Consider the following 24,385-nt stretch of genomic DNA (forward strand, 5'->3'; position numbering starts at 1 on the left):
TAGGGTCATTAAATAAGGAGGACTATTATGTTAAATCTAGAAAAACTGAAAAATTTGTATGAAAATGAAGTGATTGAATTTAGAAGAGATCTTCATATGTATCCAGAGTTAAGTTTTAAAGAGTATGGAACCACCGAGAAAATTAAAGAAAAATTAATCTCCTTAGGAATTGAAATAATAGACTTAGGATTAGAAACTGGTGTAGTAGGGCTATTAAAAGGATATGAAGATGGACCTACAATTGCTTTAAGAGGAGATATAGATGCTCTTCCGATTCAAGAATTAAATGATGTACCCTATAAATCTAAGATAAATGGAGTAATGCATGCTTGTGGACATGATTTTCATATTTCCTCTGTAATAGGTGCGGCAATAATTTTATCTAAGATTAAAGATAAGTTGAAAGGTAATGTGATGTTTGTTTTTCAACCAGCAGAAGAAATAAACAAGGGAGCAAAATTAATGGTTGAAAAAGGATTGTTTACGAATATTAAAGCTGATTTAATATTTGGACTTCATAATAATCCAGAGATACCATGGGGAAAAATTGCAATTAAAAAAGGTGGATTAATGGCAGCAGTTGATACCATAAGAATAAAAGTTAAGGGGAAAGGAGGACATGGAGGAATACCCAATGCTACAAGGGATCCTATTATAGCAGCATCAGCTATGTTAATGAATTTACAAACAATAGTCAGTCGCAATATAAGTCCTTTAGATTCAGCAGTTATTTCAATAGGGACATTTAATTCAGGAACTGCTAACAATGTTATTTCTGAACTTGTAGAGATGTCAGGAACTGTAAGAAGTTTTAAGCCAGAAGTAAGAGAGATGTTACCAAAGAGGATAAAGGAAGTATTAGAATATACTGCAAAGGCTTATATGGTAGATGTTGAATTAGACTATATTTTTGATTTGCCGGCTGTATTTAATGATGATGAATTGGCAAAATTAGCATATGATGCTGCGAAAGAAATAGTAGGAGAAGAAGGAATTGTTGACCCAATACCTTCAATGGGAGGAGAAGATTTTTCTATTTTTACTGAGAAGATTCCTGGATTTTTCTTTTGGCTTGGGGTAGGGAACAAAGAAAAAGATATGAATTATGTATGGCATAACCCAAGATTTGATGGTGATGACAGGTCAATTATCATTGCTTCGGTTGTAATGAGTAACATGGTATTACGTGGTATATCTTATATAGATGAAAAGATAGATGAAAAGAAAAATGGGGTGAAATAATGAAGAATGTAAAACTACATTTATTAGTATTAGGATTAGTAGTTATTTCTGAATTTATTGGCGTCTTGAAAATTCCTGTTGGAATTGGAACAATTGTATTATTACCAATGTTATATGCTATGGTTTTTGGCGTACTATTAACACCTAAATTTTTAAAGGTTGCAAAGGAAAAAGAAATGAACGATGCAGGGTCTTTAATAGGTTTAACTTTAATGCTTTTAATGGCTAAATATGGTACAAATATTGGACCAACTTTACCAAAGATATTAGCTGCTAGCCCAGCACTTATTTTACAAGAACTAGGAAATATAGGAACAGTATTACTAGGAATTCCAATTGCAGTTTTTTTAGGATTGAAAAGGGAGGCCATAGGTGGTGCACATTCAATAGCAAGGGAACCTAATGTTGCTTTGATAGGAGATATGTACGGACTTGATAGTGAAGAGGGACAAGGAGTGCTGGGTGTTTATATAGTAGGAACCGTATTTGGAACTATATTTATTGGTTTAGTGGCAAGTTTTCTTGCTGCCAATACACCTTTACATCCTTATTCCTTAGCTATGGCTTCTGGAGTAGGATCTGGCAGCATGATGACAGCAGGAGTAGGATCTTTGGCTGCCATGTTTCCTGAAATGGAAGAAATGATTACAGCTTTTGGAGTTGCAAGCAATATGCTTTCAGGATTAGATGGTTTATATATGTCACTTTGGGTAGCATTGCCATTATCTGAATGGTTGTATAAAAAAGTATATAAAATGAAGTATGGTAAATTACCAGAAGTTCCTGTGACCAAGGAGGGAAACTAATATGAAATTAAAGGATTCTATTATTGTATTATTGATAACAGCAGCAATTTCAGTAGTAGGAAACTATGTTGGTTATAAAGTTAATATGATAGAAGCAATTCCAGGAATGTTAATATTAGTATTAATAGCAGTAGTTGGAATAATCCTAGCTAAAGTAATACCGTTTAAAATTCCTAGTGTAGCATATATTGTAACATTGTCTACCATATTAACAGTCCCAGGGGTACCTGGCTCAGAAGTCATATCAAATCTAGTTTCAAAGGTTAACTTTTTAACCTTAGCTACTCCTATCTTAGGATATGCAGGTATATATACTGGTAAAAATTTAGATGCTCTCAAGAAGACGGGATGGCGAATTGTCATTCTTGCAATCTTCGTAATGTTTGGAACTTATTTAGGATCAGCAATTATAGCAAATGTGTTATTGAAGATGTTAGGACAAATTTAAGTTATGTTTCTAAATGATTTCTTTTTTAATAGTTTATAGTTGCAATTCATTAGATTTAGTTAATGTTTGATTTTTAAGAATGATTATACATTTAATATGCAGTAGATAAATTTATATTTAGAGCAATTAAAATAAACCTCAAGAAATTTTGACTTCTTGAGGTTTATTTCTTAAATTAATTAATAGGTATCTTTCTTTTTCTGCATATAAAATCTATTAATGTTACTAATCCAGTTACCAAAACTCGTAAGTAATAATCTATAAATCTCCATAAGATTAATGCAAAAGATAGAATCTTTTTAGGAAATATAACTTTGAATAACATATAAAATCCTCCTTCTGCTGCACCAGCAGTTCCAGGAGTAGGCATAAAGGATACTGCCATATAATGTAAGGATTGAATGGCAATTATATCTATGAAATGACCTTTTTCAAAGCCTAGTGCCAAATAAATAAAAAAAGTAATAGAAAAGCCAATTGTTAGCTGAATTATAGATACTAAGATTAATTGTAATGTAGTTTTCTTATCTTTTTTTAGTTCCTCAATACTTATTTTATAATCTAGCAAAGTATTATTTATCTTTTCCTCAGATTTTTTTATATCTTTTACTATTTTAAATCTGTATAAAATTTTAATTGATTTTTCTAAGATGTTTCTTATAAATTTTTCGTTTAATAAAAATCCAAATATCATGACTAAAATTATTACATTTATTAAACAACCCATTACAACAAAAGGCAATGCTAATCGGACTTCTGCATAAAGTAATTTGAATCTTATTATAAACATAAATAGGGCATAAAAGGTTACTACTAATTGGTATATTAAAAATCTATTAACAAGTAAAGATGATGCAGTGCCTATAGGTACACCTTCATTTACCAGTGAATATATTTGAACGGGTTGACCACCAGTGGAAAATGGAGTAATAGCACTATAATATTGTCCAATCATACAAAGCTTGAGAGATGAAATATAGGTACTTTTAATATTTAAGGTTTTTTTCATTTTATAGAGAATAAAGGCTTCGAAAAACCAGTATAGTACCATGCACAAAACACCAATTAATAAAAATAGGGTATTTGTACTCTTAATTAACTCAGAAAAATTATTGAAGTCATTATTGTTAATAAAGATTAATATTGTAAGGGATATAAGAAATATTAATATTATATAGTTTAAAGACTTTTTCATAGTAATTCCTACTTTCTTTATAAATCAAGGAAAATCTTCAATTTTTATTATATATTAATTTAATAAAGATTAGAAGAGATTAAATTTTTCCTTATTTTATCAGGCACTAGAGAACCACCAGTCCCCCAACATAGATGAGTTATATTTTCATTTTTGTATTTTTCAGAAGTAAAAACAGGACCTAAAAATCCAGCTAAAGCAGAAGGCTCTAAAAATATTTTTTCTTCATCATATAGATTCTTTAGAAAGTCATATAATTTATAATCATCAATGGTAAAAGCACCAGTCAATATTTTATCCATGATTTTCCCTACAAAAGAAGAAGGTCTTCCAACAGCTAAACCATCTGCATCAGTTTTGTTGTCAAGTCCAATATCTTCTACAGAAATCTTATCATGAAGCCCTGAAGCTAATCCTAGTAGCATTGCAGGAGAGTGAGTTGGCTCTGCAAAGAAGCAATGTACATTATCTCCATACATAAGTTTTAGTCCGTATGCTATACCACCAGGGCCACCGCCTACTCCGCAAGGTAGATATACAAAAAGAGGATTTTTATTATCAATTATAATTCCCATTTCATCAAGTTGTTTTTTAGTTCTTATTCCACCAACAGCGTATCCCATAAAAAGATCCTTTGAATTCTCATCATCTATAAAGTAAGATTTAGGGTCATTGTCAGATAAAAATCTTCCTTCTTCTACAGCTTTTGAATAATCTGAAGTGTATTCTATTACTTTTACTCCCTTAGAACGAAGTAATTCTTTCTTCCATTCCTTAGCATCTTGAGACATATGAACTATTACATTAAATCCTACTTTTGCAGAAATTGTACCAATACTTAGCCCTAAATTTCCTGTGCTTCCAACTTGAATGGTATATTGAGCAAAGAAATCTTTAAAACTATTATTTGCCAATATACTATAATCATCATCCAATGTAAGAAGACCATTATCTATAGCTAAAGCTTCAGCATGTTTTAATACTTCATATATACCACCACGAGCCTTGATTGAACCAGCTATTGGGAGCAAATCATCCCTTTTAAGAAGTAGATTTCCATATATCCTTTTTTTATATTTCATTTCCATTAAGGATTTCATTTTATCAATTTTAGATATGGGGGATTCAATAATTCCGTCAGCTACTTCAGGAAATATTTTTTTTATATATGGTGCGAATCTTTTAAGTCTATTTTCTGCTTCAAGAATATCTTCAAAAGATATAGGTAAAGTATTTTTAATTTTGGTAAAACTAGTATAATTATCATTATACCAAATAATTTCTTTTGCAGCTTTTAGATCATTTAACAATGGAAAATACATATAAAAACCTCCAATACAATATCTTTATTCTTAGTATATATTATAAATTTGAATAATGGAAGAAAAAAGATATTGCGACAGGAGAACCACTTGAGCCTTTACTCTAGGGTACCCTCTGTCGCAAAATTTAAATAAACAGTTGTATATTAGAATCTAGAGCATCTACTAAATACTCTTCTGCTGTAACTATACTAACTTCTTTAAGCAGCTCTTCTTCTTTAAATCCCATTACTTCGCAGGAAAGTTTACAAGCTTTCATATTTACGCCTTTTTTTAATGCTCCATTTAAAAAATCTGATAACTTTGGAGTATCACTGTCATCCATCATTCCTATAAGCATTTTTTTCCCTATGCCAGCAAAATTCATTTTAGACAAGGGTAAATCCTCAATATATCTAGGAGTCATATTTGCAAACATTTTCTCTGCTGTGGTTTTATCTTCATCAGGAATGCTATTTGGGTCTCTAATTAGCATTAATCCCCAAAATGCAAAGAACATAGTCACATCTAAATTTATTTCTTTTGCAGAATTAGCCAATATAAGAGCTGCCAAGGCTTTATCATATTCACCGCTAAACATAAGTATACTCATTTTTTTATTAGTGTTATTCTCCATAAAAAACCTCCTTTCCACTAGGTTTAGTAGAAAGGAGAGTTTCTATACTTATTTTTATAAAATTCTATATCCTTGCTGATTTCATTTAGAAGATATGCTAGCAAGTATACTTCATTATAATCATTATATAGTCCAAAACTTATCCTTACTAGACCAGGACGAAGCAAAGATTCATCATTCATGTATTTCTTCATATCTTCATCAGATATTTTGAGTAATCTTTGAACATAGGGCTGTGCACAAAAACAACCATTTCTAACAGCGATTCCACCTTCACGAGCAAGCATCGTTGCTAATTCGTCATGGTTCAATCCTTCCATATTAAATGAAATAATAGATACCTTCTCTTCTACATTCATATCATCATATAGAATAAGTTGTGGGATATTTTTTAGAAGATCTAAAGCATATTTAGTTAAATTTCTTTCGTATTCTTCAATATTTTGTATATTTAGATTTTGTAAGGTTTTTATACTTGTAGACAGAGCCACTACTCCCATTAAATTAGGTGTTCCAGCTTCTTCTTTTTCAGGTGGGTCTGCCCATATAGTATCTTTAATAGATACAAATTTTATAGTACCGCCACCTATATGTTCTGAGAAACCTTTTTCAAAGGTGTTTTTTGGTGCTATCAACACTCCTGTGCCAAAAGGTGCATACATTTTATGGGCAGAGAACGCTATATAATCAATATGCTCAGGACTATCTATAGGTTTCATATCAAAGTGATTGTGAGGAATAAGTTGGGCTCCATCCACTAAAATTTTAGCACCGTAGCTATGACATATTCTTGCAATATCATATATTGGATTGATATAACCAGTTACATTGGAGGCACCTGTTACTGCAACTAAACCAACTTTTCCTTTATAAAGCTTTAGTTTAAATTCTAAATCCTCTAAACACAATCTTCCCATAGAATCCACTTCTATATAATCTGTAGTAAATCTATATTTCCAAGGCAGTAGATTAGAATGATGTTCCATATATGTAGATAAAACTACTTTGTCCTTTAGAGTATCTTGTAATCTATAAGATAGTTTATTTATACATTCTGTAGTATTCTTTAAAAAAACTACTGTATGATATTCCTTATTTCCACCGACAAAATTTAATACTATTTCTCTTCCTTCATCGTATATCATTGAAGATATAATTGATTTATATCCTGTACCTCTGTGTACAGAAGAATAGATATTAGAAAAATCTACTATTTCATTTAAAACTGATTGAAAAGGAGGGGTTGTAGCAGCATTATCAAAGTTTATATAATTTACTAAATTACCATTTTCTAGTCTAACAAGACTATTTCCGCCTACTATTAAATTTTTATCCATAAAATCACCCTTAATATTTAATATAGTACTATCATTTTATTATAAAATATATTTTTGGTGTCAGTTTACTTAATAGAGTTTTTATATAGTATATTATGGTATAATTATTAAGTGGAGAGAAGGGAGGTATTATTTTGGAAAATAAAAAAACTTTATATGCAGATTTATCTTTACTTTTAGTTGCTATTGTTTGGGGTTCCGGATTTGTTGTTACAAAGAGTGCATTAGATTATTTAACTCCTTATTATTTATTATTTTTTAGATTTATTATTTCTGCAATAATATTATTTTTTATATTTTTTAAGAAGATTAAAGATGCATCTATAAAAGATATAAAAGCGGGGATAATTGTTGGGTTGTTTTTATTTACTGGATTTGCTACTCAAACAGTAGGATTACAATATACTGAGGCAGGGAAACAAGCTTTTATTACGGCAACAAATGTAGTAATGGTGCCATTTATTTATTGGGGAATATCTAAAAAAAGGCCAGATAAATTTGATATAGTAGCTGCTTTTTTATGTTTAACAGGGATTGGAGTATTAAGTCTAAATAAGGATTTGACAATAGGTTATGGTGATTTATTAACATTATTATGTGCAGTATTGTTTGCATTTCATATTTCTTCCACTGGATACTTTGCAAAGAAATCAGATCCATATGTAATATCAATAGTACAATTAGGTACAGCAGCTATACTTTCGTTATTATTTGCTTTGTTTTTTGAAGGTACAGAAATTAATATTCAAAAACAAACAATAATTCCAATATTATATTTATCTATATTTAGTACAATGTTTGCATTTTTAATACAGACTGTTGCACAAAAATATACGAATTCCACTCATACTGCTATAATACTGAGCCTAGAAGCAGTATTTGGCAGCACCTTTGCAATTATTTTTCTAAAGGAGCCCTTCACTATAAGATTTTTAATAGGATGTATGGCAATTTTGACTTCAGTCATAACAAGTGAAACAAAATGGGAATTCTTAAAACCGAAGGAAGAGTAAATAGAGATATATAACTGGAGGATGGGAATGAGGATATTTATATTAGATAAAAATATGGATGATATAAATACTTTAAAAAAAATTATATATGATAACCATTTAGGAATACTGGTAGATGTATCTGATAATCCTTTGGAAGACATAGAAGAAATACTATCTTCACAACCAGATTTAGTTATTTTAGATATGTTAGATGAAAGACTTAATGGTTTTCGTATAATTGAGGATATAAAGAAAAAGAGTAAAAGCATTAGATTTATTATGATTTCTGATTTTTCAACTAAAGAAAATGTTGAAAAGGCATATAGATGTGGAGTTGAATACTTTATTTATAAACCTATAAATATTTTAGAAGTAGAAACTATAATAAAGAAGGTAAAATCTAAAATAGTATTGGAAGAAAAGATGAAAGAAATTCAACAAATATTTAACGATATCGCCCCTATTTCTAAAGAAATAATTGAAACCAAAGATTGTCAACATGATGTCAATATAATACTACTTAGATTAGGAATTATTGGGGAAATCGGAAGTGAAGATGTGTTAAAGATTGTAAGCTTTTTAATAAAAAATAAAATTAAAACAAATGATATGTCCATAAGAGAAATTTGTTCTAACTTCACTGATAATCCTAAGGCTATGGAGCAAAGAATGAGGAGAACCATTAATATTGCTATGGGGAATATAGCATCTTTAGGCATAGAAGATTATATGAATGAAACCTTTGTAGAATATTCAAATACATTGTTCAACTTTGAACAAATAAAGAAAGAAATGGACTATATTCGAGGGAAATCTAATATAAAAGGTTCAATAAATATGAAAAAATTCTTGTCTGGACTATGTATACTTTGCGAAAAGTATAACAATTAGAAATATTCAGAAATCAATATTGAGTATTTTTGAGTATTTTTGAAGTTATGTGTATATAATTGATCTAGTCTAATAAATAAAGGAGGCAGATCAATGGATAAGTTGATGGAAATTAATGGCATTATTAATGGTTTTGTATGGGGACCGCCGATGCTTATTTTATTGGTGGGAACGGGTATTTATCTATCATTGCGAACTAATTTTTTCTCATTAAGAAAACTTGGGTACATTTTAAGGAACACATTAATGAAGATGTTCTCTAAAGATCATGAAGGGGAAGGTGAAGTAACGGCATTTCAAGCTGTAGCTACTGCATTGGCTGCTACTGTAGGTACAGGTAATATTGCAGGTGTTGCAACGGCTATTGCAATTGGAGGTCCTGGGGCTATACTTTGGATGTGGGTAGCTGCAATATTTGGGATGACTACAAAATTTGCAGAGGTAGTCCTTTCAGTTCAATTTAGGGAAAAGACTTCTGACGGAAGATTCGTTGGAGGACCAATGTACTATATTACAAATGGATTAAATATGAAATGGTTAGCAAATATATTTGCATTTTTTGGAGCCTTAGCAGCATTTGGTATAGGAAATATGGTTCAGTCAAATTCTATAGCTCAATCATTAGAGGTAACTTTTGGAATAAATAAACTTGCTATAGGAATTGTTTTAGCCATATTTGCAGCTATGGTTATAGTAGGTGGTATTAAAAGAATTGGATCCGTAACAGAAAAATTAGTACCACTTATGGCAGCCTTCTATATTTTAGGCGGCTTATTAATAATTATTATAAATGCAAAACATATTCCAGAAGCATTTGGATTAATATTTAGTAATGCATTTACAGGAACTGCAGCATTAGGAGGATTTGTAGGTTCAACTATAAAGCAGGCTATGAGATACGGAGTTGCTCGTGGAGTATTTACAAATGAGGCAGGTCTTGGTAGTGCACCTATAGCACATGCTGCTGCAACTACTGATCATCCTGTGCGTCAAGGGTTATGGGGAGTATTTGAGGTATTTATGGATACAATTGTAATTTGTTCAATAACTGCATTAACAATTTTAACTACAGAAGTGTGGAAAAGTGGAGAAACAGGAGCTGCCCTTACAACTCAAGCTTTTAGTCATGGTCTACCAGGTACTTGGGGTGGTACCATAGTTTCAATAGGTATTTTATTATTTGCTTTTTCTACTATATTGGGTTGGGAATATTATGGAGAACGTTGCGCTGAATATTTGTTTGGATCCAAGGTTAATATAATTTATAGAATTCTATGGATCCCTTTCATAGTTGTAGGTGCTATAGGAGGACTTGAAGTTCTTTGGAACTTAGCAGATACATTAAATGGTCTAATGGCTATTCCAAACTTAATAGGGGTATTTGCTTTGAGTGGAGTAGTTATTAAATTGACTAAGGAGTTTTTTGCAAAGGAAGACGCACTTGGAAATAGGTAATACAGTAAGGACAGATCTTTATATTGATCTGTCCTTAAATTATTTTTGCTCTTTCATTTCTTTTCTATACTTGTCCATTACTACTGAGAAAATTTCTGCACTGGTAGGCGGAGTATAAGTGATAGCATTAGCACCAGCTTCTATGGTTTCAAGTATTGATTCATCTGTAGGACCACCTGTAGCTATAATAGGTAATTCTTTTCCAAATTCATTTCTGATTTTTTTTACAAGGGATGCAGTTCTAGAACCACCAGATATATTTAATATACTGGCACCAGATTCAACTTTTCCTCTATAATCATCACATTCTGAGACAACAGTAGCTATAATAGGGATGTCTATTCTTTCTCTCATCTTAGCAATAACGTCATTTGTAGTAGGAGCATTTACTACTACTCCATATGCACCCATAAGTTCAGCTTGAAATGCAATACCTACAGATCTTTTCCCTGTTGTGAGTCCACCACCGACACCTACAAATACAGGGACAGGAGCAACTTCAAGTATGGCCTGAGTAATGGATAATTGAGGGGTAAAAGGATAAACTGCTATAATCGAATTGGCATTTGTGTTTTTTATAATAGCTACATCTGTAGAAAATAGTAGGGATTTAATTCTTGTTCCTAATACCTTTATGCCACTTGCCTTATAAATAACAGGTGGAACTTCTATAATCCTAGATCTAAGCTGAGATTTTACTTCTGGGATATATTTTTCCTTTTCCATAAAACACCTCCTAAAATATTTGTACAATTATATTATACACTATAAATATTGGTTTCTACTATGATTTTCTTTTTACATAATATCTATGTAAGAAATATGCTATAATGGTTATATAATACAATTATAAAAAATATCAAAGGGAGTGAATTTGCATGAAGGGACTACCAAACTTAAGTGCACTCTGGGAAACAGCTATTAGTATAATACCGTTAACTGTTATATTAGCTGTAATTCAGATATTTATACTAAAAAAACCATTAAATAATGTAAGAGATTTTACAATTGGATTTTTATTATCTGTATTAGGTCTCCATTTATTTTTAAAAGGAACAACAATGAGTTTAATACCTTTGGGAGATTCAGTAGGCAGAAATTTTGTAATTATAAATAGAAAGTGGATTATACTAGCAATAGGATTTATAATAGGTTATGCAGCTACATTAGTAGAACCAGGATTGAAGGCTTTAGCTTTAGAAGTAGAAGAATTGTCAGCAGGAGCTATACCCTATAAGGTATTAATACATGGAGTTGCCATAGGATTTGGTGGAGGTATGGTTATAGGGCTTTTGAAGATATTATTGAATTTTTCATATATAAAGATTCTCATACCATTACTGCTAATAATAATAGTACTGTCTTTTTTTACACCAAAACCCTTTGATGCTATTGCCTTTGATGCTGCTTCTGCTACAACAGGGCCTGTAAATATACCAATAAATATGGCACTGGCCGTAGGTTTGGCATCTGTTATTGAAGGAGTGGATCCTTTGATGTCTGGTTTTGGTATAGTAGGGCTTACATCTATAGGTTCTATGATATCTGTAATGATTTTGGGAATATTAACTAGAATTTAGGAGGTGGTATTGTGATTGAAATTAAATGTATAATTGCCATAGTTGAAAGAGGAAAAGCAGATAAAATAGTAAGTGCTGCAAAACTGGCAGGTGCTAATGGTGCTACTATTTTTTATGGAAGAGGTACTGGTGAGTCTGAAGTAAAAAAGTTTTTAAGTATGCATGTTGAAGCATCTAAAGAGATAATAATAATATTAACAGAAATAGATAAATATAAATTTATAATGAATGCTATGGTAGATGCAGGTCAATTGGAAAAACCAGGTACAGGTATTATATTTACAGTGCCAGTTACTAATTTAATAGGTTTACACCATAGAGAAGAATTTGAAGAATAATAAAATACAGGGGAATTGATATGAGAAAAGAACATGCAGAATATATGAAGGATTTGCCTATAAATATATTTTTAGCTAATATTATGGAGTATCCAATTCATTGGCGAGATTCAATACAGATATTATTTGTTTTAAATGGAACTATAGATGTAGGTGTAGAAAATGAAATATATACATTATACGAAAGAGAAATAGAGATAATAAATGTAAATGAGGTTTATAGTATAAAATCTAATGACCCAAAAAATTTAGTTCTTATACTTAATATAGATCCTAACTTTTTTGAAAGATATTATGATGATGCAAAGGAAATATTTTTTTATACTAATTCTTCAGATGAACATGTTCAGGAGGATGAGAAATATTATGAATTAAGAAAATATATTTCTATACTCCTTTATGAGGCAGTATCTAAATTAGATGATTATGAGGATAAAATAGAAGAAAATCTTTTGGAAATGATGTATCATTTATTAAATAACTTTCATTATCTTTTCTATGAAAGTGAAGGACTAGAAGATGATGAAGAGCAACTTGAAAGATACCATAGAATAGTTAAATACTTGAGTAACAATTATATGAATAAGGTGAGTTTACAGGAAATAGCTGATAAAGAATTTCTCAGTTCCCAATATTTATCTTATAAAATCAAGGATATATTAGGACATGGATTTAACGAGTATCTAAATCAAATAAGGGTAGAAGAGTCTACAAAACTACTTTTAGATTCAGATAGAAATATATCTGAAATATCCGAAGAAGTAGGGTTTTCACATGTAAGATACTATAATAAACATTTTAAACTTCATTATAATTGTACACCTATGCAATATAGGAAAAAATATAAGGTAAGTGAAGAAGAACTTGAAAATATGACTAAAATAAAATATTTTAATATTAAAGAAGCTTTACCTTATATTACTGGTTATATTGAAGACTATGAAAGATATGATTATGATAATAGAATTATTAAAATAGATATAGATTTAAATAAAGATACAATGGAAAAGTATAGAAGACCAGATATAATAGATTTGGGAGATATTTATCTTCTTCTAGAAGAGGAGAATAGAAGAATATTAGAGGAGATTCAAAGGGAAATAAAATTTAAATATTGTATAGTCAACAGACTTTTTTCAGAAGATATGGATATCTATAGAGATAAGAGTCATAAGTTTATTAACTGGACTAGAGTTGAGAATATATTAGATATTCTAATAGAACAGGATCTTACTCCTATAATTATTACAGAAAATGTTGAAAAATATATAATTGATGATTTTATCAATCATTTTTCAAATCTTTATGAGGAAGATGTAGAGAAGTGGTTAAATATTAATTTGGAGGAGTTAGAGCCATATTTCCCAAAGAATAATATCAGTAAAGTACAGGATACAATTTCTATGGTGTCATATATTTTATATAATTATATCCATTTGCATAATAGGGTTGTATTAAATATGGTAGACGAAATATCCAAAGAAACCATACTTAACAATGATACTTTTTTTGGAGGAAATGGAATATTTACATCTAATTACTTAAAAAAACCATCTTATTATGCCTATATGTTGTTATCCCTTTTAGGAGATACTATAATAGATAAAGGGGAAGGATATATAGTTACAAAATCAGAATATGGCTATCAGATAATGTTGTTTAATCCAATAGAAATAGATGAAGAAATAATATATAATGATCTTCCCATAGATAAGATTAAAGAGAGAAAAGTTTCACTAAATATATTAAATATGGAAAATGATTTTCAAGTTACAAAATATGTTCTAGATAGAAATTTTGGTTCAGTATATGATAAATGGGTAGGACTGAATAAACCAGAAAGATTGGATAATGACAATTGGGAATTATTAAAGGAATATGTACATCCTAATATATCCTTCTACTATGGAAAAAAATCTACAGTGTATAATACAATTGCTACTATAAAACCTTATGGGGCAATATTATTTGTATTAAATAATGTACTAAATTCATAAATTTTTGGATTATCTTAAGCTTTCTTGAAATAAAGTTTATTCAAAAAGCCAAAAACAATCCAAAATAGATATTAAACAAGTGAATGAATAAAACCTCCATTTATGTTAACATAATAAGGTAACATAAATGGAGGTTTTATTATGGGTAAAAATAACAAATTATTTGGGGAGGAAAAAATCGGGAAACTATTAATTAAGTTTTCTATTCCAATTATAATTTCATTTTTAGTATCAGAATTATATAATATGGTGGATACTTTATTTGTAGGAAGAAATGTGGGCAGATATGGAATAGGCGCATTGGTACTTGTGTTTCCTATACAAAGGATAATAATAGCGTTGAGTATTATGATAGGTGTGGGAACATCAACAGCGTTTTCTAGATCTAACGGACAAAATAATATGGATAAGGCTAGAAAATTTGTTAGAAATGGTTTTTCCTTATCTTTCTTGTTAATGTCATCACTTACAGCAATTATATATATATTCTCGGATAAAATTCTTGTAGGTCTTGGTGCTAGTGAACAGACATTACAGTATGCTAATACCTATTTAAATATAATAATATTTGGTTCTACGTTCTTAAGTTTGACAACTTTCATATCCCATGTAATGATATCTTTAGGAAATAACAAAGTTTCAATAATAAGCACAAGTATAGGAGCCATAGTAAATATAATCTTTGACTATATTTTAGTTGTGAAATTTCATATGGGTGTTAAGGGTGCTGCCATAGCAACTACAGTTTCTCAGATTATAGGATTTAGTTATGCTTATTATAACTATTTAAAAGTAAAAAAAGAATATAAAATACCATCAGGTTTTCATTTAGATAAAAAATTTATTATGCCAATTATATTAGTAGGATTATCGGCATTCATAATAGAATCAGAAGATGGTATACTAATGGCAGCTCTAAACCATTTATTACTTAATACAGTAGGAGATAATGGAATTATAGTACTTGGAGTTATTTCAAAAGTATATATGTTTTTATTTATAACTATGTTTGGAATAGCATCAGCTATGCAACCAATAGCCGCATATAATGTAGGAGCAAAAAATTATAAACGATTAAAGTCTGTAATGGAGAAAACTGCTGTTTATGCATTTCTTACATCTGCCATAATGTGGGCAGGAGCAATGATTTTTACTCCCCAGCTAATGGCTCTATTTGTAAAAGATGCAGAGATAATAGAAGAATCTGCTAAGGCATTTAGAATAATGGTATCAGTATTTCCAATAGTAAGTATTTATTATGTATCTATATTCTACTTTCAAGCACTTGGAAAGGCTAAGGCATCAATACTAATGTCAATATTTAAGCAATTAATTTTAATGTTACCAATATCTATTATATTAGTAAAGGTTTTTCATTTAGGTGCTATAGGGGTTTGGTTATCCTACCCTATATCGGATATATTAGCTAGTATTGCATCATTTATGTTGATTAGAGAAGAAAGTTATAAATTAAATATAAAGGTAGAAGAACAAATAGCAATAGAGAATAGAAAAGGTACTATTCCTTTTGTTTCAAATTAAACAATGAGCCAAAGAATTAATTTCTTGGCTCGTTATTTTATTGGATTTAATTAGTTAATATATTTCGAGATTCTCTAATACATGTAGGAGAAAAAAGATTGGCTATAGAAATCTTCTAGCCAATCTTAAATTTTTATCATTATAAGGAGGATATAGTAAATTGCTATCAAATTTTCCTTTAGATTTAAATATACTTTTTTCATGAGAAAAAGTATTAAATGTGTATTTAGAATGATATTTTCCTATGCCACTATATCCAATTCCTCCAAAGGGAAGATTGGGATTTGCCACATGGGATATTGCATGGTTAATACATCCTCCACCAAACTGGACATTTTTTATAATGTAATCTTCAATGTCTTTATTTTGGGTAAAAAGGTATAGAGCTAGGGGATAGGGGTTTGTTTTAACTATATTTACAATATCATCAATATTCTTATAAGTTAATATAGGAAGTATTGGACCAAATATTTCTTCCTTCATAATTGGATGAGTTATATTTATTCCATCAATTAATGTTGGGGCAATGAATCTAATTTCTCTATTATAATTTCCACCTTCCAATATATTAGAATCTTTTAATAGATATATTAATCTGTCAAATCTTTTCTCATTTATTATTCTTCCTAGATTTTTACTTTCTTCAACATTTTCTCCATAATATTTTTTTATATATAATTTTATTTTATTGACTAATGTTTCTTTTTTAGATTCATGTACTAATAGATAATCAGGGGCTACGCAAGTTTGTCCAGCATTATAAAATTTTGCCCAAGTAATTCTTTTAGCCACGATATCTATATTTGCATCTTCATGAACTATAGCAGGAGATTTTCCGCCTAATTCTAAGGTTACTGGTATTAGTTGTTTTGCTGAAACTTCCAATATTTTTTTGCCTGTATTTACACTACCAGTGAAAAAGATATGATCGAACCTGTAGTCCTCTATTAAAGGTATGACAGTTTCAGAGCCTAGTCCTTCTACTATACTAATATAATTTTCATTAAAAGTTTCATGGATTATTTTAGAGATTATTTTTTTAGTTTCTTTTGATTGATTTGAGGGCTTTAATACGACACAATTTCCTGCAGCTATTGCACCTATCAAAGGTGAAATAGATAATTGGAAGGGATAGTTCCATGGGCTAATTATTAATACTATACCTTTTGGTTCGGGATATATATAACTATTAGCTGGCTGTAGGTAAATTGGTGTATGAACCTTTTTAGGTTTCATCCAATATCTTAAGTTTTTAATTGCATGATTTAATTCTTGATATACTACTCCTATTTCCGCAGTATAGGACTCAAATATAGGTTTGCCTAAATCTAAGTTAAGAGCATTGATTATATCTTTTTCATATTTTTTCAGAACCATTTTTAATTTTTCAAGCTGTGTTTTTCTAAACTCATAGTTTCTAGTATTACCATTATCAAAGTATTTTCTTTTTGATTCATATGGATTTTGTAGCATAGTATCATTCCTTTTAACTTAATATACATATATGATATCATATAACTTTTTAATTTAATCTATACTTTTAATTTAAAAATAGTAAAGAGAAATAAATATTATAATTATTAAAAAAACTATTGAAAAAGCGTAATGCAAGTGTTATCATATACATACAAACACTACATAGGTTGAGATTAATTGTATCCATACAATAAAGAAGGGGGAATAAAAATGAAAGATATGAATACTAAGACAATCACAAGAATAGCAGTCCTTATGGCTCTAACAACTGTGATGACTATGGTAATTAATATACCTACTATAGGAACAAATGGATATTTGAATTTGGGGGATATGGTAGTATTTCTGGCAGCTATAATCCTGGGGAGAAAAGGTGGATTTTTAGTAGGTGGGTTAGGGTCTGCTTTAGCAGATATATTATTAGGATATACTCATTATGCTCCTATTACTTTTATAGTAAAAGGGTTAGAAGGTTATATAGCGGGAAGAATACTTGAGACTAAACTAGGTGAGAGAACACCAATTATAGCAACAACAATTGGTGGAGTGTGGATGGCATTTGGATATTATTTTGCAGAAATATTTATGTATGGAGCAAAGGCGGCACTAGCATCTATACCAGGTAATTTAATGCAAGGACTTCTTGGAGCAGTAACATCAGTAGTATTATTTACAGCATTAAAAAAGAGTAGAATAATGAACTAAGACAGGAGCATATTCAATGCATCCTGTCTTTTTAATGTTAATTTCCAGCATTTAATTGTTTTCCTAGTTTATAGCCTTTACTTTGTGAAATTTCTTTTATTTTCTTTGTTCCATATTTTTTAGTAAGATTATTCAATTGATGATTTTCCTTAGCAATAGATAACATTAATTTAATCCTATTTTCTTGGTTTACTTTAGTAGCTCCTGGATCATAGTCTATAGGCACTATATTTGCATTAGGATAGATAGATTTGATTTTACGTATCATTCCTTTTCCTACTATATGATTAGGGAGACATCCAAAAGGTTGAGTGCACACAATATTTTCATATCCCATTCTTACTAAATCAACCATTTCACCTGTAAGTACCCAGCCTTCTCCCATCTTACAACCAGGATTTATTATATCAGTTGCTAAGGTCTTTAAATCTTCAAAGGAAGATGGAGGTGTAAAATCGCTATATTTTTTAATTGCTCGGATTATCATATTTTCATATATTTTAAGGTATTCCATTACTAAGGATGAACTTATTTTCTTTACTTTACTTCCCCCATATATATTAACATCCTCTATGGAATTATCAACACAATACATTGCAAATCCCATAATACCTGGAACCATGATTTCGCAATCTTCATTTATGAGGAAGTCTTCTAGATGGTTATTTCCTAATTTTGAATATTTTACATAAATTTCCCCAACAATTCCTACTTTTATTTTTTCTTCGTAGAAAATTGGAATTTGTGTAAAGGACCTTACTATTCTTTCTAAGTTTCTATTTATTTCTTTTAATTTATATCCCTTATTATGTTTAAATTGTTTTCCTAAATGTTCAATCCAAAAATTTACTAAATCTTCAGTATTACCTTTTGACATTTCATAGGGTTTAACTTGATTTTTTAATAACATCAAGATATCACCATATGTAAGAGCCACTAAAAGTTTATCTATCAAGGATAATGTGAGTTTGAATCCACTGTTTTTTTCAAGTCCCTTAACATTAAAGGAAATGATGGGTATATTATTATATCCAGCTTTATTTAATGCTTTTCTAAGTAAATGTATATAATTAGATGCTCTACAACCTCCTCCTGTTTGACTAATAAGTAGGGCTACTTTATTTATATCATATTTACCGCTATTTAATGCATCAAGCATTTGACCAATTACAAGCAATGCTGGATAACAGATATCATTATGGACATATTTCAATCCTTCATTCACAACAGAAGAGCCTTCGTTTTTAAGGAGTTCAACCTTATATCCATATTGCTCAAAAACCTTTTTAAAAAGAGAAAAGTGGATTGAAGACATATCTGGAATTAAAATGGTATAATCCTTTTTCATTTTCCTAGTAAATACGACATTTGAATCTTGTGTATTAATACAATTTGCCATATTACCATGACTCCTTTCATTGGTTGAGAGCTTCCATCAGGCTACGAAGTCTAATTTTCACAGCTCCAAGATTAGTGATTTCATCTATTTTTATTTGAGTATAAATTTTTCCTTCGTTTTCCAATATTTCTCTTACTTCATCTGTAGTGACAGCATCTAGTCCGCATCCAAAAGAAACTAATTGTACCAAATTTATATTATCTTTATTACTTATATATTTAGCAGCAGCGTATAGTCTGGCATGGTAAGTCCATTGGTTTAATACTGTAGTTGGAAACTTAGAAACATTTCCACTAATTACATCTTCTGATATAACTACAGCACCTAATTGACATATTAGTTTATCTATTCCATTGTTTATTTCAGGATCCACATGATAAGGTCGTCCTGCTAAAACTATAATTGGTAAGTTGTTTTTATTTGCATAATCTATATAGTGTTTACCCATATTTTGAATGTTTTCTAAATGGCAATAATACTCGTCATAAGCTTTATTAGAAGCTATTTTAATTTCACTTAAACTAATATCTTTAAAGATTTTATTTAAAATAGTATAAATTTTCTTTGTAAAATCCTTTGGTCTATGGAGTCCAATATAATCATAAATAAAGTTAATATCCCTAATCTGTGGAACATTTGCATCTATAACTTCAGGATAATATGCAACTACAGGGCAATTATAATGATTATCCCCTAGACCTTCATCTAAATTATAACTCATACAAGGATAAAATATTGTACTAATACCCGAATCGATTAAAGCCTCAATATGCCCATGAACAAGTTTTGCAGGATAGCAGATTGTGTCAGAAGGAATAGTATGTTGTCCTTTTAAATAAATATCCTTATTAGATTTGGGAGAAGTAATTACTTCAAATCCTAATTCAGTAAAGAACTTATGCCAAAAAGGTAATAATTCGTACATGTTTAATACCATAGGTATTCCTATTTGTCCTCGCTGTCCCTTAACAGGTTTATATTTGCTTAATAGTTTCAGCTTATAATCATATATACTTAATTGCTTTCGTCCTTCTTTTTTTGTTAAAGGTCTTTCACATCGGTTGCCACTAATAAACTTTCTATTAGCATCAAATATATTAATGGTCAATCTACAGTTGTTGCTGCAGAGTTTACAGTTAGTTCCTTGTACTTCATGTGAGAAAGACTTTAATTTATCTAAAGATAAAATTGAAGATTTATCCTTAGAATTAGATTTGGCATAGAGAGCCGCACCATAAGCGCCCATTAAACCTGCAATATTAGGTCGAATAACATTCTGCCCTATTTCAATTTCAAAAGCTCGAAGTACAGCATTATTCAAAAATGTTCCACCTTGAACTACAATATTTTTACCCAATTGATTATTGGAAGTAACTCTAATTACTTTATATAATGCATTTTTAACAACTGAAATTGATAGACCAGCAGAAATGTCTTCAAGAGTTGCACCGTCTTTTTGAGCTTGTTTTACAGATGAGTTCATAAAAACAGTACAACGAGAACCTAAATCTACAGGGTTTTGGGCAAAGTATCCTAAGTTTGAAAAATCTTGAATATTATAGTTCAAAGCTTCAGCAAAGGTTTGTAAAAATGACCCACAACCAGATGAACAAGCTTCGTTTAAAAATATATTATCAACAATACCGTTTTTTATTTTAAAGCATTTAATATCCTGTCCTCCGATATCTATTATAAAATCCACATTGGGTTTAAATTTTTTAGCGCCAGTAAAATGTGCAATAGTTTCTACAATTCCATAGTCTATTTGGAAGGCATTTTTTATTATATCTTCTCCATATCCAGTTACTGTACTGCATGATATTTCAATATTTGGATAGTCATTATAAAAATCTTGTAAAAAATCTTTCACAATGGATACAGGATTGCCCCTATTTGAAAGATAGACTGAATTTAATATATTTTCCTTATCATCAATTATTACCATCTTTATTGTAGTAGAGCCTGCATCAATACCGAGATATGCTTTTCCATTATATTCTTTGGGATTTGAATATATAACCTTTTCTGTACTATGTCTAGAAATAAAGTCTTCATATTCTTTTGTACTATTAAATAATGGGGGAGTATGAGCAAAGACTCCAGTATTATTTTCATTTTGAATCATGTTTAGAATGGATTTTATATTTACTTTTTGTGCCATAAATGCTGTGCCAAGGGCAACAAAATATAGAGAGTTATTAGGAGAGATTCCATTTGTATTAAGAGTCTTATCAAAGCTTTTCCTAAGTTCAGATAAAAAGGTAAGAGGTCCTCCAAGATATACAATATTACCAGATAATTCTCTGCCTTGGGCTAATCCTGCTATGGTTTGATTTACAACGGCATAGAAAATACTGGCAGCCACATCGTTTTTCTTGGCACCTTGATTTAAAAGTGGTTGAACATCAGATTTGGCAAATACACCACATCTAGATGCAATGGTATATAATTTATCATAAGATTTAGCTAAATCATTCATTTCACTTGGGGTAATATTAAGTAAAGTTGCCATTTGGTCAATAAATGCACCTGTACCACCAGCACAGGAACCATTCATACGGACTTCCAGACCATCAGTTAGAAATAGTATTTTTGCATCTTCTCCTCCTAGTTCAATGACTACATCAGCCTCTGGTATCAATTTTCCTACAGCCACTCTAGTCGCATAAACTTCTTGGATAAAGGGAATTTTACATCTATCAGCAAGTCCCATACCAGCAGAACCAGAAATAGCAAGATTAACATATTCATCACATGAATATTCTTCCATAAATTTTTCTAACAGTTCTTTAGTCTTTTTAATAATCTGAGAATAATGACGCTCATAGGAACTAAAAATTATATTGTCATCTTCATCTAGTACAATACATTTCAATGTCGTAGAACCCACATCAATACCAATTCTCAATTCGTATCGTCCTTTCATTTTGTATAATTAACTTTACTATACTATATCACAGTTTTATAATAATTCAATATATAGAAAGGACACTTTTAAATCATTTTTTATGTGAAAGCAATTTTCTATTAAGAAGGGTTGTGGAGAGTATTCTATTAAAAATTTATGTTATAATATTTTAAATGAAAGAGGTGTGAATATGATAAAAATACTTTTGGTAGAAGATGATAGAACTTTGGCTATGGGAATAGAATATACTTTAAAAAATGAAGGATATGCAGTAGACGTGGCAGATAGCTTTGCTAAAGGAAAAGAATTAGTTAATAAGGAAGATTATGACTTAATAATACTGGATATTGAATTACCAGATGGAAATGGTTTTGAACTATGTAAACATATAAGAAAAGATAAAGCAACACCCATTATTTTTTTGACAGCTCAGGATGAAGAAGTAAATGTTGTAATGGGACTAGATATTGGAGGAGATGATTATATAACTAAGCCCTTTAGGATAAAAGAATTAATTTCTAGAATTAAGGCAGTGCTTAGGAGAGCATCTAATGTTTTACAAAGAGATATCCTAGTATCTAATGATATTAAGATGAACCTAACAGAACATAAGGTGTATATTAAGGATGAATTGGTGCAGCTTACGCCATCAGAATATAAATTATTAAGTATCCTAATGAATAATTCACATCAAGTATTATCTAGAATGCTAATATTGGAAAAGCTATGGGATATAGAAGGAGAATTTGTAGATGATAATTCACTATCTGTATATATAAGACGTCTTAGAGAAAAGATAGAGAAAGATTCATCTAACCCTGTATATATAAAAACTGTAAGAGGTGTAGGGTATATATGGGATGTAGATGTAAGGGGGTAATATATGTTTCGAAATGAAGAGTTTAAATCTATGATATTAAAGCTTGTATTATTGCAGATAATATTTGCTGTAGTAGGATTTTTTGTTGTAAGTATATTTATGGACAATATAAATCAAAAGATAATAAAACGTGATATGGCTTTAGTTGGTAATATAATAAAAAATCATCCAGAATTAAAAGAAGAAATGATATCCTATATAACAAAAGAAATTTCCAAAGAAGATAAAAAAAATGGGGAAGAAATATTGAAATCCTATGGATATCATAAGAAATTGAATAAATCTTTCCAACCAATATTAAAAAGAATTAGTCCTAATTTACAAATATTTATATTTTTATTAATATTTTTCTTTACAATCCCCTTAGGATATATGATAAAGGGGGAGTATAAGAAGATATATAAAAAGATACAAGATATATATACTGCATCGGAAAAAGTAGTAGAAGGAGATTTTGGAGTTTATTTAACTGAAGAAGGAGAAGGGGATTTTAATATACTAAATCACCAATTTAATCAAATGGCAAATAGATTAGAAAATAGTTTGAGCATGTTAAATAGAGAGAAAATATTCTTGAAAAACATGATATCAGATATTTCTCATCAGCTTAAAACACCATTGTCTTCTCTAATAATAATAAATGATATTTTACTTGAAGATGAAAATATGGACTTAAATATTAGACAAAATTTCTTAGAAACAGAAAGAAGTCAGTTAGAAAGAATGGAATGGCTTACAATTAATTTGTTAAAGGTAGCTAGAATAGAAGCAGGGGCAATTGAGTTTAAGAAGGAAAAGGTTTTGCTAAGAGATATACTCAATATAGCCTTATCAGCATTAAATCATAGGTTAGAAAATAAAACTTTAGAAATAGATGGAGATGAAAATGCAATTTTCTATGGAGATAAAGAATGGACTGGAGAGGCTTTGATAAATATAATCAAAAATGCTATAGAACATGGCAGAGGAAAAATTAATATTCGTTTGGAGGAGACACCGTTATTTAGTAGTATTATTGTGAAAGATAATGGTGAAGGCATAGATGAAAAGCATTTGCCACATATTTTTGACAGGTTTTATAAAGTAAGCAGTGAAGTTAAGTTGGAAAGTATAGGTATAGGTTTAAATCTAGCAAAACTCATAGTAGAGTCTCAAGATGGAACTATTTCTGTAAAGAGTAAGAAATTTGAAGGAACAGAATTTACAATTACTTTTATAAAGGGGACAATTTAATGATATAGGAATAGAAAAGT

Annotated in this window: 21 protein-coding genes; 13 read left to right on the top strand and 8 right to left on the bottom strand. The window is 29.8% G+C overall.

Annotation, left to right across the window (positions count from 1 at the left end):
• The first annotated feature begins 27 nt into the window (after positions 1-27).
• The 3 genes from BUB33_RS04185 to BUB33_RS04195 are packed head-to-tail and all read left to right on the top strand — an operon-like array spanning position 28 to position 2,496.
• Positions 28-1,242 carry a M20 metallopeptidase family protein gene (locus BUB33_RS04185; protein WP_072973461.1) on the top strand — a complete coding sequence of 405 codons (1,215 nt, stop codon included), beginning with the start codon at positions 28-30 and terminating at the stop codon, positions 1,240-1,242.
• Entirely contained in the window at positions 1,242-2,048 is an 807-nt protein-coding gene (locus BUB33_RS04190) for a DUF3100 domain-containing protein (protein ID WP_072973463.1), read from the top strand. Before BUB33_RS04185 ends, BUB33_RS04190 begins: the two co-directional genes overlap by 1 nt.
• A 1-nt stretch (position 2,049) precedes the next feature.
• Positions 2,050-2,496: a DUF340 domain-containing protein gene (locus tag BUB33_RS04195; protein WP_072973465.1), complete on the top strand. Its 447-nt coding sequence runs from the start codon at positions 2,050-2,052 to the stop codon at positions 2,494-2,496.
• A gap of 175 nt (positions 2,497-2,671) precedes the next feature.
• Here BUB33_RS04195 and BUB33_RS04200 read toward each other — a convergent pair whose 3' ends face one another.
• The 4 genes from BUB33_RS04200 to BUB33_RS04215 form a co-directional block, all read right to left on the bottom strand.
• Positions 2,672-3,691, bottom strand: a complete 1,020-nt coding sequence (locus tag BUB33_RS04200; RefSeq protein ID WP_072973467.1) for a lysylphosphatidylglycerol synthase transmembrane domain-containing protein — start codon at positions 3,689-3,691, stop codon at positions 2,672-2,674.
• Between the two features lie 59 nt (positions 3,692-3,750).
• The gene (locus BUB33_RS04205) at positions 3,751-5,013 is read right to left on the bottom strand and encodes a D-serine ammonia-lyase (RefSeq protein ID WP_072973469.1); all 1,263 of its coding nucleotides are present in this window, start codon (positions 5,011-5,013) and stop codon (positions 3,751-3,753) included.
• 127 nt (positions 5,014-5,140) lie between these two features.
• Positions 5,141-5,629: a DsrE/DsrF/DrsH-like family protein gene (locus BUB33_RS04210; protein WP_072973471.1), complete on the bottom strand. Its 489-nt coding sequence runs from the start codon at positions 5,627-5,629 to the stop codon at positions 5,141-5,143.
• 23 nt (positions 5,630-5,652) lie between these two features.
• Positions 5,653-6,966 (bottom strand): aminotransferase class V-fold PLP-dependent enzyme, encoded by a 1,314-nt coding sequence (locus BUB33_RS04215; RefSeq protein WP_072973473.1) that lies wholly within the window; start codon positions 6,964-6,966, stop codon positions 5,653-5,655.
• Between the two features lie 134 nt (positions 6,967-7,100).
• Here BUB33_RS04215 and BUB33_RS04220 point away from each other — a divergent pair, with 134 nt between their 5' ends.
• From BUB33_RS04220 to BUB33_RS04230, 3 genes are all read left to right on the top strand, one after another.
• Positions 7,101-7,979: a DMT family transporter gene (locus BUB33_RS04220; RefSeq protein ID WP_072973475.1), complete on the top strand. Its 879-nt coding sequence runs from the start codon at positions 7,101-7,103 to the stop codon at positions 7,977-7,979.
• A gap of 27 nt (positions 7,980-8,006) precedes the next feature.
• Positions 8,007-8,852, top strand: a complete 846-nt coding sequence (locus tag BUB33_RS04225) for a response regulator (protein ID WP_072973486.1) — start codon at positions 8,007-8,009, stop codon at positions 8,850-8,852.
• 93 nt (positions 8,853-8,945) lie between these two features.
• Complete coding sequence (locus BUB33_RS04230) at positions 8,946-10,307, top strand: alanine/glycine:cation symporter family protein (RefSeq protein WP_072973488.1); 1,362 nt, start codon at positions 8,946-8,948, stop codon at positions 10,305-10,307.
• 39 nt (positions 10,308-10,346) lie between these two features.
• Here BUB33_RS04230 and BUB33_RS04235 read toward each other — a convergent pair whose 3' ends face one another.
• On the bottom strand, positions 10,347-11,033 hold the full coding sequence (locus BUB33_RS04235; protein WP_072973490.1) for a hydrolase: 687 nt from the start codon (positions 11,031-11,033) through the stop codon (positions 10,347-10,349).
• A gap of 152 nt (positions 11,034-11,185) precedes the next feature.
• On the opposite strand from BUB33_RS04235, the gene BUB33_RS04240 reads away from it, so the two are divergent.
• The 4 genes from BUB33_RS04240 to BUB33_RS04255 all read left to right on the top strand — a co-directional run bounded on the left by BUB33_RS04240 (position 11,186) and on the right by BUB33_RS04255 (position 15,764).
• Positions 11,186-11,887, top strand: coding sequence for a DUF1538 domain-containing protein (locus BUB33_RS04240; protein WP_072973492.1), 702 nt, complete (start codon positions 11,186-11,188; stop codon positions 11,885-11,887).
• Positions 11,888-11,898: 11 nt separating this feature from the next.
• Positions 11,899-12,225, top strand: coding sequence for a P-II family nitrogen regulator (locus tag BUB33_RS04245; protein WP_072973494.1), 327 nt, complete (start codon positions 11,899-11,901; stop codon positions 12,223-12,225).
• A 20-nt stretch (positions 12,226-12,245) separates the two neighbouring features.
• Positions 12,246-14,222 (top strand): helix-turn-helix domain-containing protein, encoded by a 1,977-nt coding sequence (locus tag BUB33_RS04250; protein WP_072973496.1) that lies wholly within the window; start codon positions 12,246-12,248, stop codon positions 14,220-14,222.
• A 141-nt stretch (positions 14,223-14,363) separates the two neighbouring features.
• Positions 14,364-15,764 (top strand): MATE family efflux transporter, encoded by a 1,401-nt coding sequence (locus BUB33_RS04255; protein ID WP_072973498.1) that lies wholly within the window; start codon positions 14,364-14,366, stop codon positions 15,762-15,764.
• Positions 15,765-15,866: 102 nt separating this feature from the next.
• Here BUB33_RS04255 and BUB33_RS04260 read toward each other — a convergent pair whose 3' ends face one another.
• A complete protein-coding gene (locus BUB33_RS04260; RefSeq protein ID WP_072973500.1) occupies positions 15,867-17,237 on the bottom strand; it encodes an aldehyde dehydrogenase in 1,371 nt (456 codons plus the stop codon).
• A gap of 213 nt (positions 17,238-17,450) precedes the next feature.
• Between BUB33_RS04260 and BUB33_RS04265 the strand changes: the two genes are divergently transcribed.
• A complete protein-coding gene (locus tag BUB33_RS04265) occupies positions 17,451-17,945 on the top strand; it encodes an ECF transporter S component (RefSeq protein ID WP_072973502.1) in 495 nt (164 codons plus the stop codon).
• A 37-nt stretch (positions 17,946-17,982) separates the two neighbouring features.
• On the opposite strand, the gene BUB33_RS16725 is transcribed toward BUB33_RS04265, so the two are convergent.
• Both BUB33_RS16725 and BUB33_RS04275 read right to left on the bottom strand, forming a co-directional pair.
• On the bottom strand, positions 17,983-19,344 hold the full coding sequence (locus BUB33_RS16725) for a 2-hydroxyacyl-CoA dehydratase (protein ID WP_072973504.1): 1,362 nt from the start codon (positions 19,342-19,344) through the stop codon (positions 17,983-17,985).
• A gap of 16 nt (positions 19,345-19,360) precedes the next feature.
• Positions 19,361-22,270, bottom strand: coding sequence for an acyl-CoA dehydratase activase (locus BUB33_RS04275; protein ID WP_200778113.1), 2,910 nt, complete (start codon positions 22,268-22,270; stop codon positions 19,361-19,363).
• Between the two features lie 172 nt (positions 22,271-22,442).
• Between BUB33_RS04275 and BUB33_RS04280 the strand changes: the two genes are divergently transcribed.
• Together BUB33_RS04280 and BUB33_RS04285 are read left to right on the top strand one after the other, a co-directional pair.
• Entirely contained in the window at positions 22,443-23,132 is a 690-nt protein-coding gene (locus BUB33_RS04280; protein ID WP_072973508.1) for a response regulator transcription factor, read from the top strand.
• A gap of 3 nt (positions 23,133-23,135) precedes the next feature.
• Positions 23,136-24,365 carry a HAMP domain-containing sensor histidine kinase gene (locus BUB33_RS04285; protein ID WP_072973510.1) on the top strand — a complete coding sequence of 410 codons (1,230 nt, stop codon included), beginning with the start codon at positions 23,136-23,138 and terminating at the stop codon, positions 24,363-24,365.
• The last annotated feature ends 20 nt before the right edge of the window (positions 24,366-24,385 follow it).

The organism is Tissierella praeacuta DSM 18095, assembly GCF_900128955.1.
Classification (GTDB): domain Bacteria; phylum Bacillota; class Clostridia; order Tissierellales; family Tissierellaceae; genus Tissierella; species Tissierella praeacuta.

What these genes read in the sequence shown, in the direction of transcription:
- BUB33_RS04225 (WP_072973486.1), top strand. Translation starts at nt 8,007, where the DNA reads ATGAGGATATTTATATTAGATAAAAATATGGATGATATAAATACTTTA.
- BUB33_RS04280 (WP_072973508.1), top strand. Translation starts at nt 22,443, where the DNA reads ATGATAAAAATACTTTTGGTAGAAGATGATAGAACTTTGGCTATGGGA.
- BUB33_RS16725 (WP_072973504.1), bottom strand. Translation starts at nt 19,344, where the DNA reads ATGGCAAATTGTATTAATACACAAGATTCAAATGTCGTATTTACTAGG.
- BUB33_RS04250 (WP_072973496.1), top strand. Translation starts at nt 12,246, where the DNA reads ATGAGAAAAGAACATGCAGAATATATGAAGGATTTGCCTATAAATATA.
- BUB33_RS04210 (WP_072973471.1), bottom strand. Translation starts at nt 5,629, where the DNA reads ATGGAGAATAACACTAATAAAAAAATGAGTATACTTATGTTTAGCGGT.
- BUB33_RS04235 (WP_072973490.1), bottom strand. Translation starts at nt 11,033, where the DNA reads ATGGAAAAGGAAAAATATATCCCAGAAGTAAAATCTCAGCTTAGATCT.
- BUB33_RS04190 (WP_072973463.1), top strand. Translation starts at nt 1,242, where the DNA reads ATGAAGAATGTAAAACTACATTTATTAGTATTAGGATTAGTAGTTATT.
- BUB33_RS04185 (WP_072973461.1), top strand. Translation starts at nt 28, where the DNA reads ATGTTAAATCTAGAAAAACTGAAAAATTTGTATGAAAATGAAGTGATT.
- BUB33_RS04230 (WP_072973488.1), top strand. Translation starts at nt 8,946, where the DNA reads ATGGATAAGTTGATGGAAATTAATGGCATTATTAATGGTTTTGTATGG.
- BUB33_RS04240 (WP_072973492.1), top strand. Translation starts at nt 11,186, where the DNA reads ATGAAGGGACTACCAAACTTAAGTGCACTCTGGGAAACAGCTATTAGT.
- BUB33_RS04265 (WP_072973502.1), top strand. Translation starts at nt 17,451, where the DNA reads ATGAAAGATATGAATACTAAGACAATCACAAGAATAGCAGTCCTTATG.
- BUB33_RS04215 (WP_072973473.1), bottom strand. Translation starts at nt 6,966, where the DNA reads ATGGATAAAAATTTAATAGTAGGCGGAAATAGTCTTGTTAGACTAGAA.
- BUB33_RS04275 (WP_200778113.1), bottom strand. Translation starts at nt 22,270, where the DNA reads ATGAAAGGACGATACGAATTGAGAATTGGTATTGATGTGGGTTCTACG.
- BUB33_RS04195 (WP_072973465.1), top strand. Translation starts at nt 2,050, where the DNA reads ATGAAATTAAAGGATTCTATTATTGTATTATTGATAACAGCAGCAATT.
- BUB33_RS04205 (WP_072973469.1), bottom strand. Translation starts at nt 5,013, where the DNA reads ATGTATTTTCCATTGTTAAATGATCTAAAAGCTGCAAAAGAAATTATT.
- BUB33_RS04200 (WP_072973467.1), bottom strand. Translation starts at nt 3,691, where the DNA reads ATGAAAAAGTCTTTAAACTATATAATATTAATATTTCTTATATCCCTT.
- BUB33_RS04285 (WP_072973510.1), top strand. Translation starts at nt 23,136, where the DNA reads ATGTTTCGAAATGAAGAGTTTAAATCTATGATATTAAAGCTTGTATTA.
- BUB33_RS04255 (WP_072973498.1), top strand. Translation starts at nt 14,364, where the DNA reads ATGGGTAAAAATAACAAATTATTTGGGGAGGAAAAAATCGGGAAACTA.
- BUB33_RS04260 (WP_072973500.1), bottom strand. Translation starts at nt 17,237, where the DNA reads ATGCTACAAAATCCATATGAATCAAAAAGAAAATACTTTGATAATGGT.